Source organism: Pandoraea capi, assembly GCF_902459735.1.
Classification (GTDB): Bacteria; Pseudomonadota; Gammaproteobacteria; order Burkholderiales; family Burkholderiaceae; genus Pandoraea; species Pandoraea capi.
Map to the genome: position 1 here is coordinate 103,601 of NZ_CABPRV010000007.1, position 11,780 is coordinate 115,380.

Here is an 11,780-nt window from a genome sequence, read left to right on the forward strand (position 1 = left end):
GGAAGCGAACAAGCATGAAAGATTGGGAGACATTGGAGGTCTTGCGCGGCGCCGAAGGCACGGAGGGTGCCGAGGGCGCTGTCGTCGAGATCGTGCTCAACCGGCCGCAACAGCGCAATGCGCTCAATGCCGTGATGTGCGACGAATTGCGCACGGTCGTTCAGGCGTTGCGTGGCGACGATTCGGTGCGCTGCGTGATCGTGCGCGCCAACGGGCCGGTGTTCTGCGCAGGGGCGGATCTCAAGGAGCGTCAGGGCATGAGTCTCGACGATGTGCGTGCGCGTCGCATCAAGGCGTTCGCCGCTTATGACGCCATCGAGCAGATCGGCAAGCCGTGCATCGCATTGGTCGAAGGCCCGGCCATCGGCTCGGGCGGCGAGATCGCCATGGCGTGCGACTTCATCGTCGCGACGGACAACGCGGCGTTCCGTACGCCTGAAGCGCTTTGGGGGACCGTAGGTGCGACGCAACGCATGCCGCGCGCGGTGGGCAAGCGTCTCGCGAAGGACATGGCATTCACGGGCCGCACGCTCTCGGCGCAGGAAGCGCGCGAGGCAGGATTGGTGTCGCGCATCGTGCCGGCCGATGACGCGCTGGACGCCGTGCGGGCCATGGCGCAGACCATCGCCGCTGCACCGGCGCTCGCCATGCGACTGACGAAAGACTGTATCGACCGGGGCGTGGAAACCGATCCGGCCGGTGCGCTCGCCATCGAGATGCTGGCCATCGACACGCTGTTGCAAAGCCCCGACTGGGGCAGCAAGATCGCGCGTTTCGGCAGTGGGACGAGCAACGACGTGAATCACGCGGCCAATGGCGTAGATGCCGCCGCGAGCGTGACGAAGCAGGGAGGCCGCCATGCGTGAAATGGGCCACGAAGTCTATGCCAGCAAGTTCGGGTTGGAGGGGCCGGTAACGCTGCCCGCGATTCTCGCCGCGCGTGTGCGTGAGACGCCTACGGCCGAAGCGCTGGTGATCGACGGTGAGCGGATCGACTACCGAACGCTGGCGGCGCGCGTCGAGCAGGCGGCCGCACGCATGGTGCATCTCGGGGTGCAACACGGCGAGCACGTCGGCATTCTGATAGGCAACTCGGTGAGCTGGGTGGTGCTGTTCTATGCCGCCGCATCGATCGGCGCGGTGGCGGTCCCCGTCAATACGCGCTTCAAGTCGGACGAACTGAATTACTGCCTGAGTCAGGGCGACGTGCGCGTGCTGTTCTACACCGACACGTTCCTCAACATCGATTACACGGCGTTGCTGCGCAGCGTCGAACCGGCTTTCGATGCCGCATTGCCTGGCGATTTTCTCCCGTTGTTGCGGCGCGCGGTGATGGTCGGCGACCGGTCGCGCGGCCTGCCGCAGGCCGTCGAGCATTTCGACGATTTGCCCGACACCGCCGAGCTTCGCGCGGAAGTGGCGCGTCGCGCGGCGGCGGTGTCACCGGAGGACATTCTGCTGATTCAGTACACCTCGGGCACGACGTCGTTCCCGAAGGGCGTGTTGCTGCGACATCGCAACATGCTCACGAATGCGGCCGCTTCGGCGTTGCGCATCGGCGTGCGCGCCGATGATCGCTACTTCAGTGTGCGTCCGTTCTTCCACGTCGCGGGCACGACGATGTCGCTGCTCGTCTCGCTGGTCACCGGCGCCTGTCTGTTGTCGGTGCCGTCGTTCGACGTGGCGAAGGTGCTGACCATTCTCGATGAGGAGCGCTGCACGCTCACGTCCGGGAACGACACGATTTTCCTGATGATGATGGGGCACCCCGAATTCCGTCGCGAGCGCATTCATCTGCGCGGCGGCTGGGCGGCGGCCGGACCCGAGATCATGCAGAAGATTCACGACGTGATGGGTGTGCCGCACATGGTCGGCGCTTACGGGCAATCGGAAGCGTCGCCCAACGTGGTGCTCAACGACTGGCGCGACCCGCTGGCATTGCGTGTGGGCGGCTGGGCGAGTCCGCATCCGGGCATCGAGATCCGCACGGTGTCGCCGGAGACGGGCGACGTGCTGGGGGCGAACGAGCCGGGCGAGATTCAGGTGCGCGGCTGGAGCGTGATGAAGGGCTACTACAACAAGCCGAAGGAGACCGCGCAGGCGTTCAGTGACGACGGCTGGCTGCGCACGGGCGACCTCGGCGTGATCGACGGCGAAGGGCGCATGCGCATGATCGGCCGACTGAAGGACGTGTTCCGCGTCGGCGGCGAGAACGTGGCGCCCGCCGAGGTGGAAGAGACGCTGTTCACGCATCCCGCCGTGCAACTCGCACAGGTCGTCGGCGTGCCGGATGCGCGTCTTGGCGAAGTGCCGGCGGCGTTCGTGGTGCTGCGCCCCGGGGCAGACGTCACAAGCGAGGCGCTCATCGACTGGTGTCGTGCGCGCGCTGCGAATTTCAAGGTGCCGAGGTATCTGCGGTTCGTCGATTCGTTCGATGGCATCGGCATGACGGGAAGCTCGAAAGTGCAGAAGAACAAGCTGCGCGACTACGCGATACGGGAGTTCGGCCTGTCGTGATGCGGTGAAGGCATCGCACAACAGCCGGACCTCATCAAAAAATCAAGATTGGAGGAGACATGACTTCACATTCGACGACGGCGTCACAGCCGTTCGGCGGCACACCCGCGCCTGCGGCGAGTGCAACGGTGGTCGAGGAATCGACCTATCGCAAGATCGCCTGGCGCACGCTGCCATTGCTGTTCGTGTGCTACATCATCAACTACATCGACCGCGCGAACATCGGCATCGCGCAGATTCAGTTCAAGGCGGATCTGCACTTCAGCGATCTCGTCTACGGCATTGGCGCCGGGCTGTTCTTCGTCGGCTTTCTGCTCTTCGAGGTGCCGAGCAATCTGATGCTCGCCCGCATGGGCGCACGCAAGACGCTGCTGCGCATCATGACGCTCTGGGGCGCGGTGTCCTGCGCCATGATGTTCGTGCGCACGCCCACGGAGTTTTATGTCGCCCGCATGCTGCTCGGCGCGGCCGAGGCGGGTTTCTTCCCCGGCCTGATCCTGTATCTCAGCTACTGGTTCCCGGCGGAGCGGCGGGCGCGCGTGACTGCGTTGTCGTTCGTCGCCATTCCGATTGCGACGATGATCGGTGCGCCCACGTCGGGCTGGATCATGCGCAGCTTTCATGAGATTCACGGACTGGCCGGCTGGCAGTGGATGTTCCTGCTCGAAGGGCTGCCTGCTATCGTGTTGGGCGTCGTTGTCTTCTTCGCGCTTGAAGACAGGCCCGAGTCGGCGAAGTGGCTGAGTGCAGACGAGAAGGCGCGGCTCACGAGCGTGCTCGGCGAGGAGCGCCGTCAGAAGGCGAGCAAGGGTGGTCATAGTCATGGCGGTGGCCACGGCGGCACGCTGGCGGCGCTGCGCGACTGGCGTGTCTACGTCGCGGGACTCGTGTCGTTCTGCGCGTATGTGCTGGCCAGCACCATCGCGTTCTATGCGCCGCTGGTGATCCAGTCCACCGGTGTGAAGGATCCGTTCCACGTGGGGCTGCTCTCGGCGGTGCCGCCGGTGGTCGGCATCGTGTCGATGCTGATCGTCAGTCGTCATTCGGACCGCCATCGCGAGCGTCGCTGGCATGCTGCCGTGCCGCTGATGTTCGCGGCCGTCAGCCTGATGGTGATGCCGTATCTGTCGCACAACCTTGGACTCGCCGTACTGCTGCTCGCAATTGCGACGGCCGGACACCTGTCGAGTCTGTCGGTGTTCTGGACGATTCCGTCGACGTACCTGGCGCCCGCCAGCGCCGCGGCCGGGATTGCCGTCGTGAGCAGTATCGGGGCGCTGGGCGGGCTGGTCGGGCCGAGTGTGATCGGTTACGTGAAAACGACGACGGGTAGCCTGCCGCTGGGATTGCAGGTCGCGGGCTGCTTCGTGTTGTTCGGCAGCGTGCTATTGCTTGTCGGCATTCCAGCGCGGTTATTGCCCAAGGGGGCTTCTCGGTCCTGAAACGGCGTTGTGAACCGCTCGCGTCGGTAGGGTGGTTCGGGGCTGGTTTCGGGGTGTTCGCGGGTTTGACCGGGCATTGGCGAGGCGATAGCATGACGCCATTCCATTCCACCGTTCCGGCCCGCCCGACACATGCCCAAGCCTAACCCTTCGCGCTCGCCAGAACCGGCGAGCGCCGCACCGTCCGACTTGCGGCAGCTCACGTCGTTTCAACTGCGTCAACTGACGAACATCTACACGAAGGGGTCGTCGAGCGTCTACGAGCGCAACTTCGGCCTGACGCTCAACGAATGGCGTTCCATCGCGCTGCTCCACAGCAGCGCGGGCATGTCGCTCAATCGCCTTGCCGAGCAGGCGCAGTTCGATCGCGGGCTGATGAGCCGCACGGTCAGTGCGCTCGAAGCGCGGGGCATTCTCCAGCGCAGCACCGACAGCGCCGATGCGCGCGGCGTCGTGATCTCGCTCACGGCGACCGGCCGCGATCTCGTCAAACAAGTCTTTCCCGTTGCCGAAGAACTCAACGACCGGCTGTTGTCCGTGCTGACGCGCGCAGAGCGCGATGCGTTGCCCAAGATACTTGACAAGCTCACGTATCAGGCGAGGATCATGCTGGATCAGGAGCGGGAGGAGGCTGGCGAAGACCTGTGATGTTGTTGGGTTTTGTGCAGTAAATTGTTTGACATTGCATCATATGTCCCTTAGATTGACGAGCATCGTCAATGCGCGTCTGCGCGGTATTTCGAGGGACTTTTCATGCTTCAGACCCGCCTCACTCGGCTGTTGAATATCAAATATCCCATCATCCAGGCCGGGATGAGCTGGGCGTCGTCGAACGCGGCGTTGCCGATTGCCGTGTCCAATGCCGGCGGTCTGGGCGTGATTGCTGCCGGGCCGATGTATCTCGATGCCTTTCGCGACACCGTGCGCGAAGTGAAGGCGGCGACCCAAGGCGCGTTTGCCGTCAATATTCCCTTGTACCGGCCGCAGGCCGAGCAGTTTCTCGATGTCATCGAGGAGGAGGGCGTGCCCGTCGTGATCGCATCGCAGGGCGGTCCGAAGGCGCACCTTGCGCGCTTCCAGTCGCGAGGCGTTCGCTGGATACACGTGGTCTCGACGATGCCGCATGCGCGCAAGGCGGCTGACGCCGGTGTCGATGCTCTCGTGGTGGTCGGTGCGGAGGCGGGTGGACATCCGCCGGTCAATGGCGTGAGCACGCTCGTGGCCGTGCGCCGGGCCGTCGTCGAGTTCGATCTGCCGATCATCGCCGGGGGCGGTGTGGCGGATGGCTATGGCGTTGCGGCGTTGCTCGCGCTGGGCGCGGACGCCGTGCAACTCGGTACACGCTTTCTGGCCACGCGTGAGGCAGGCGTCCACGAGAATTACAAGCGTGCCGTGCTCGATACCGACATCGACGGCACGACGCTCGTCGGCGTGCGCGGATTGCCGGTGCGCATGACACGCAACCGTTTCGCCGAACGCGTGCTGCTTGCCGACAAAAACGAACCGGACGACGCGGCGTACGACACGCTCTTCAAATCCAGCTCGCTCAAGCAGGCGGCACTCGACGGCGACACTGACTGGGGCAAGGTCGAACTCGGCCAGTCGGCCGGGCTGATCGGCGACCTGCCCGGTGCGGCGGACGTCATGGCCAGGCTCGTGGAAGAGTGCGAGCGCGCGGCGCACCGGCTCGCGGGCTGACGCGCTCGACTTCGGGCGCCGGCACTGGCATGGACGACGATCGCGCACGGATTGCCGCCGGTCGTCGATTTCGTCATTTTTTTGTAATTTCTGCGTCAGTTCTCTGACGTCCCCCGCTCCTTAGACTGGCTTCACGTTGTTCACCGCAACGTCCGTATCCGGATGAACGAAGTCACGAAGTCAACTCAAGGAGCTCACATGCCCACTCGCCAACTGCGCGCTATCGCTGCGCGTACTGCTACTGCCGGCGCGCTGCTTGCCGCCGCCGCTGCTGCCGTCTTCCCCGCCGTGTCGGCGCATGCCGCCCCGGCGGCCACCGGTCCGATCAAGAACATCGTGCTCGTGCACGGCGCGTTCGTCGGCGGCGCCGGCTGGCGTCCGGTCTACGACCTGCTGGTCAAGGACGGCTATCACGTCACGCTGGTGCAGGAGCCGCTGACGTCGTTCCAGGAAGACGTGACCGCCACCAAGCGCGTGCTCGACGGTCTGGACGGCCCGGCAGTGCTGGTAGGCCACAGCTACGGCGGTGCGATCATCACCGAAGCGGGCAACGACGAACACGTCAAGGCGCTGGTGTACATCGCCGCGCACGCGCTGGATGTGGGCGAAACCGAAGCCAGCAACGGCAAGAAGTTTCCGAATCTGACCAAAGCGGTCGTGAAGACGCCGGACAACTACCTGTACCTGAACCCGAAGGACTATCCGGCCGACTTCGCCGCCGACCTGCCGCGCGCGCAGGCCGAATTCGAAGCCAACGCGCAGATGCCGACGGCCGCCTCGGTCTTCACCGCCCTGATCCCCGATCCGGCATGGAAGACGAAGCCGTCGTGGTATATGGTGGCCAAGGCCGACCGCATCATCAACCCGGATCTGGAACGGATGTATGCGGCACGTGCCCATGCCCACACCGTCGAGATCGAGGGCGCCAGCCACTCGGTGTACGAGTCGCATCCGCAGGCCGTGGCGCGTCTGATCGAAGAAGCAGCGAACGCAGCGGGCAAGTAAGTCTGCGAGTAAGCTGGCGGTGACCGACGGTCGACCGCCAACCGGATGGCGGCCCTGGAGGCCGCCATGCCGCTATCGCCATTGGATTTTTGAGAGCCTGCCGACACCATGCGCATTCTGGTCATAGATGATGAAGCGAAGACTGGCGAATATTTGCAGAACGGCCTGACCGAAGCCGGGTATGTGGTCGACGTGGCGCCCAACGGCATCGACGGTCTGCATATGGCACAGGAGCTGACGTACGACCTGATTCTGCTCGACGTCATGATGCCCGGCATGGACGGGTGGACGGTGATGCGCAAGCTGGGGGATCGCACGCGCACGCCGGTGCTGTTCCTGAGTGCGCGGGGCACGCTCGAAGACCGTCTCAAAGGGCTCGATCTCGGCGCGGACGACTACCTTGTCAAGCCGTTTTCCTTTGCGGAGTTGCTCGCACGCATTCGCATCATTCTGCGACGCGGGCAGCCGCAGTCGACCGACGATGTCTTACGCGTCGGCGATCTCTGCGTCGATGTGACCAAACGTCGCGTCGAGCGCGGCGGCACGCGCATTACGCTGACCAACAAGGAATTCAATCTGCTGCACTTCTTCGTGCAGCACCCGGGCGAAGTCCTGTCGCGTGCGCTGATTGCATCGCGCGTGTGGGACATGAATTTCGACAGCGATACGAATGTGGTCGACGTGGCGGTGCGACGTCTGCGGCAGAAGATCGACGAGCCGTTCGCCACGCGATTGATCCACACCGTGCATGGCGTGGGCTATCGCTGCGAGGAGATCGAATGACGGCCTTCTCCGGCACTACGGAAACGGCGCACGACAAACGCATGTCGCTCAGCACGCGGCTGGCGCTTGGCTTTGCGCTGATGGCGTTCGTCGCGATGGCGGTGGTCGGCTTCGCGCTGTACTGGAAGCTTGAGGCGCAACTGGTGGTGCGCGACGATGGCGCGCTGGTCACGCGTGTCGATCAACTGCGCACGTTGATGCAGGATGTCGACGCGCACGATCTCATTCGCGACAAGCCGCACCTGTTCGCCAACATGCTGGGGAACACCGAGTCGCTGCTGGTCGTGGGTTACCCCGGCGAGCCGCCCCTCATCGAGGTGAATCCCGGGCGAGCGATCGTGCCGCCAGTCACACCCGTCGCACCCGACGCTCCGTTGACGCTCGACGCCGTGCATCACACGCAGGCGGCTGATGGCACCCCGTTCATCTACGTCGCTGCGACCGCGCATGGGGTTGCCGGCCAGCGCGATCTGCAAATCATGTCGGGCCGACTGATGACCGAGCGCACGCGCATGCTGAGCGATTACCGCACCCAGATATTCCTGTTTGCGACGACAGCGGCCTGTCTCGCGGCGCTGCTCGCGTTCTGGCTGGCGCGGCGGAGCATGCGTCCGCTGCGGCGGCTGGCAGTGCAGACGGCGTCCATTGGCGTCGGCACGCTCTCCACGCGGCTGCCGCAGCGCGACACCCCGGCCGAACTCGATGCGCTCGTCGTGTCGATCAACGCGATGCTCGGGCGGCTGGAGCGGGGCTTCACGCAATTGCAGCAGGTCTCGGCCGACATGGCGCACGACTTGCGCACGCCCATCGGCAACTTGCTGGGGCAGACGGAGGTCGGCCTCAGCCATTCGCGCGAGCCCGTGTATTACCAGCGTCTGCTGGGATCGAACTTCGAGGAACTGCAACGTCTCTCGAAGATGATCGACAACATGCTGTTCCTCGCGCGTGCCGAACATGCGGATCACGCTATCGACCGCCGTTCGCTGGACGTGGATGATGAATTCGAGCGCATCGCCGATTACTTCGAGGGGCTGGCGGACGAGCGTGGCCTGCGCATCGAGCGTGAGGGCGACGGCGAAGTGCTGGCCGACGCCCAACTGCTGCGCCGCGCGATGGCCAACCTGCTGGCCAATGCGGTGCGGCACGCGAACGAGGGCAGCGCGATTCGCCTGATCGCCGAGCAGCGCAGCGACGAGACGCTGCTGCATGTGGAGAATCTTGGCGCGACGATCGAGGCGGCGCATCGCGATCGTTTGTTCGACCGGTTTTACCGGGCGGACGCGTCGCGTCAACGGTCCTCCGAGTCCAGCGGTCTCGGGCTGTCCATCGTGCGAAGCATCATGCAATTGCACGGCGGCGCTTGGCGTGTGACGAGCGAGAACGGCGTGACGCGCTTTACGCTGGCGTTCCCGAAGGCATGACGCCCCCCGGGGCGTCACGACCGAATGCCCTGATTTCCCGATTTTCCTATCGCGTCCCGCCGTTGATCGGGAAGTCGGGCTTGGCATCCTTCGCCGTCAATCCCCATTTCTTCAGCAAGAGATCGTAGGTGCCGTCCTTCTGAAGCTTGAGTAACGCCTGCCGGATCAGGTTGGCTAGTTGCCTGCTTTTCTCATCGACTCCGAAGCCGATTCCGTAAGGGGCTTCCGCGTTGTAGTAGACGACCTTGTACTTCGCGGGAAACTTGCTCTCGTTGTAGTACCCGATCGGCGAATCGACCCACGCCACCTGACTTGCGCCGGTCGACAGCGACAACAGCGTCATGTTCGAGTCGGGGTAGGTGGCTACCGTCACCGGTTGCTTGCCCGCCTTCTGACATTTGTCGCTCAGTATGCTGGCTTTCTCCATGGTCGCTGTGCCGCGCGGCAGCGCGAGTTGCATGCCGCAGAGATCGTCGAGCGATTGCAGTGTCTTCGCCTTGGACGGCAGCGCGATGACCGTCAGCCCCATGTCCAGATAATCGACGAAGGTCACGACTTTCTGGCGCGACGTGAAGTCCGAGAGCGACAGCAGGACATCGAAGCGGTTGGCGCTCAGCCCCGGAATCAGCGCATCGAAAGAGGATTGCGCGAGCCTGACCTTCAGATCGAGCACCGCCGCTGCGGCGGACAGCAGTTCCGGCGTGAAGCCGACGATATTGCCGTCCGCGTCGACGAACTTGATTGGTGCGACATCGGGATTGACGCCTGCCGTGAGCGTGCCCCGATCGCGATAGAACTTCGGCACCTGCGCGGCCAACGCCGGATCGACTTTGGGGGCGGGTAGGGGCGTTGTCTCCGCCGCGCTGGCCACGCCGGACACGCCAAGTGACAGCGTGGCAAGCGCGGTGGCGCAAGCGATGGAGAATACGCGACGTGTCGCGCAGAGGAAGTGACGAGTCATGCGAAGGCCTCGATGAAAAGGGACGTGCCGGGCACGTCCGGATGGCGATGAATGCCGGCGGGTCATGCGGCTCGCTGCGGGCTGTGGGCGAAGTCCCGGTGATGCCAGAGCAGGCAGTCGGCCTCCCGCGCGTCGTTGACGGTTGCCTTGACGATCTGCCCGACGATGATGCTGTGGGTGAATCCGTCATGCACCTTTGCCAACTGACATTCGAAGACGACGACCGCGTCGAGCAATGTCGGCACGTCGAGATCGCCCGTGCGCCAGTGCGCCGGGTCGAATCGATCCGGGCCGCGCAGCGACGTGAAGCGCCGCGCCACCGGCAACTGCTCGGCCGACAGCAGATTGACCGCGAAGCGCCGGGTGCGAAGCAGGATGTCGTGCGCTGACGCCGACTTGTTGACGCACACGAGAATCGTTGCCGGGTCGGCCGACAGGCTGCATACCGAGGTGGCGATCAGTCCGGCGGGCGTGCCGTGCTCATAAGTCGTCACCGCCGTGATGCCGCTGGCGAAACACGTCATGGCGTGACGGAAGACGTCGGCGGAAATTTGTTCGTTCATGCTCATACCTCATGATCTCCGATGAAGCGGAGGCCTCATTCAGTCACTGTGAATCAGTCAATCAGTCGCCGTAATGCAGCGTACCGAGTCCGAGGTTGCCGCGCAGCGTGCTGGCAGCGTACTCGGTGCGGAACAGGCCGCGACGGCGCAGTTCGGGCAGCACGAGTTCGACGAAGTCGTCGAGGCCGCCGGGAAGGATGGCGGGGCACAGGTTGAAGCCGTCCGCAGCGCCCTCGCGGAACCATGCCTCCATGTCGTCGACGATGTCCTCGGCCGTGCCGATGAGCTGACGTCCGCCCGATGCCCGGATCTTGTAGAGCTGGCGAATCGTGAGATTGTCGCGACGTGCCATTTCGATCAGGCCGTTGCCGATGCTGCTCACCGGCCCGGAACTGGTATCCGGCACCGGCCCGTCGAGGTCGTAGCCGGAGAGGTCGCCCAGCGTGCTGTACAGGATCGACAGGCCGCTCAGCGGATCGATCAGCTCCTGCAACTGATCGAACTTGTCTTGCGCTTCCTGCCGGGTTCGGCCGACGTAAGGCGTCAGGCCTGGCATGATCAGGAGTTGATCCGGCGTGCGGCCATATTTCGCGAGACGGCCTTTCAGATCGGCGTAATAGGCCTTGGCCGACGCAATGTCGAATGAGGCGCTGTACACCACGTCGGCATTCTTCGCCGCGATTTCCCGGCCAGCCTCGGCCGCACCCGCCTGCACGATGATCGGACGGCCTTGCGGGGTTCGGGCGGAGTTCAGCGGCCCCCGCACCTGAAAATGTTTCCCCTTGTGGTTGGGGACATGCAGCTTGTCCTCGTCGTAAAACACGCCCGAGGCCTTATCGCGGATGAAGGCGTCGTCTTCCCAGCTATCCCAGAGCTTCTTCACGACGTCGACGAATTCGTCGGCGCGTTCATATCGCACTTCGTAGCCGAGATGCTCGTCGCGATTGAAGTTCCACGCTTCCTGCTGCGACCAGGAGGTCACGACGTTCCAGCCCGCGCGGCCCGCACTGATGTGGTCGATGGAGGCGTACTTGCGGGCGATGTGAAACGGCTCGTTGTACGTGGTCGATGCAGTGCCGACGAGGCCGATGCGCGACGTGCATGCGCCGATGGCCGCGAGCAGCGTGAGCGGTTCGAGTTCGGCATTCTTCGCGTCGCGCGCTGCCGAACCGCGAGGCGTGTCGGAGGCTCTCACGCCGACGCCGTCCGCGAAGAAGATCATGTCGAACTTCGCGGCTTCCGCCTTACGTGCGCTTTCGAGAAAGTAGTGGAAATCGATGGCGCCGTCGGCCGGCACATCGGGATGCCGCCACGCGGCCATGTGATAGCCCAGATAACGCATCGAGACGCCGAGTCTCATCATTCCGTCGTTTGACATGTCGAATCCTGT

The 11,780-nt window shown here is 64.2% G+C and carries 11 protein-coding genes; 8 read left to right on the plus strand and 3 right to left on the minus strand.

The genetic code is table 11. The features are described from left to right. Window positions 1-14: 14 nt before the first annotated feature. The 8 genes from PCA20602_RS15385 (at window position 15) to PCA20602_RS15420 (ending at window position 8,866) form a co-directional block, all read left to right on the plus strand. Window positions 15-866 carry an enoyl-CoA hydratase/isomerase family protein gene (locus PCA20602_RS15385; protein WP_150721976.1) on the plus strand — a complete coding sequence of 284 codons (852 nt, stop codon included), beginning with the start codon at window positions 15-17 and terminating at the stop codon, window positions 864-866. Continuing rightward, window positions 859-2,517, plus strand: coding sequence for an AMP-binding protein (locus tag PCA20602_RS15390; protein ID WP_246182180.1), 1,659 nt, complete (start codon window positions 859-861; stop codon window positions 2,515-2,517). Before PCA20602_RS15385 ends, PCA20602_RS15390 begins: the two co-directional genes overlap by 8 nt. Window positions 2,518-2,576: 59 nt before the next feature. Continuing rightward, entirely contained in the window at window positions 2,577-3,959 is a 1,383-nt protein-coding gene (locus PCA20602_RS15395; RefSeq protein ID WP_150721977.1) for an MFS transporter, read from the plus strand. A gap of 132 nt (window positions 3,960-4,091) precedes the next feature. Further along, the gene (locus PCA20602_RS15400) at window positions 4,092-4,607 is read left to right on the plus strand and encodes a MarR family winged helix-turn-helix transcriptional regulator (protein WP_069340115.1); all 516 of its coding nucleotides are present in this window, start codon (window positions 4,092-4,094) and stop codon (window positions 4,605-4,607) included. Window positions 4,608-4,712: 105 nt separating this feature from the next. Further along, window positions 4,713-5,657 (plus strand): NAD(P)H-dependent flavin oxidoreductase, encoded by a 945-nt coding sequence (locus tag PCA20602_RS15405; protein ID WP_150721978.1) that lies wholly within the window; start codon window positions 4,713-4,715, stop codon window positions 5,655-5,657. 198 nt (window positions 5,658-5,855) lie between these two features. Next, the gene (locus tag PCA20602_RS15410; protein ID WP_150721979.1) at window positions 5,856-6,662 is read left to right on the plus strand and encodes an alpha/beta fold hydrolase; all 807 of its coding nucleotides are present in this window, start codon (window positions 5,856-5,858) and stop codon (window positions 6,660-6,662) included. Window positions 6,663-6,770: 108 nt separating this feature from the next. Then, on the plus strand, window positions 6,771-7,445 hold the full coding sequence (locus PCA20602_RS15415; RefSeq protein WP_069340113.1) for a heavy metal response regulator transcription factor: 675 nt from the start codon (window positions 6,771-6,773) through the stop codon (window positions 7,443-7,445). Next, window positions 7,442-8,866 (plus strand): heavy metal sensor histidine kinase, encoded by a 1,425-nt coding sequence (locus tag PCA20602_RS15420; protein ID WP_246182181.1) that lies wholly within the window; start codon window positions 7,442-7,444, stop codon window positions 8,864-8,866. The genes PCA20602_RS15415 and PCA20602_RS15420 overlap by 4 nt, the downstream gene beginning before the upstream one ends. A gap of 46 nt (window positions 8,867-8,912) precedes the next feature. Here PCA20602_RS15420 and PCA20602_RS15425 read toward each other — a convergent pair whose 3' ends face one another. The 3 genes from PCA20602_RS15425 to PCA20602_RS15435 form a co-directional block, all read right to left on the minus strand. After that, window positions 8,913-9,827: an ABC transporter substrate-binding protein gene (locus PCA20602_RS15425; protein ID WP_174981177.1), complete on the minus strand. Its 915-nt coding sequence runs from the start codon at window positions 9,825-9,827 to the stop codon at window positions 8,913-8,915. Between the two features lie 62 nt (window positions 9,828-9,889). Then, window positions 9,890-10,390, minus strand: coding sequence for a flavin reductase family protein (locus PCA20602_RS15430; RefSeq protein ID WP_150721981.1), 501 nt, complete (start codon window positions 10,388-10,390; stop codon window positions 9,890-9,892). A 61-nt stretch (window positions 10,391-10,451) separates the two neighbouring features. Then, complete coding sequence (locus tag PCA20602_RS15435; protein WP_150721982.1) at window positions 10,452-11,768, minus strand: LLM class flavin-dependent oxidoreductase; 1,317 nt, start codon at window positions 11,766-11,768, stop codon at window positions 10,452-10,454. Window positions 11,769-11,780 lie beyond the last annotated feature (12 nt).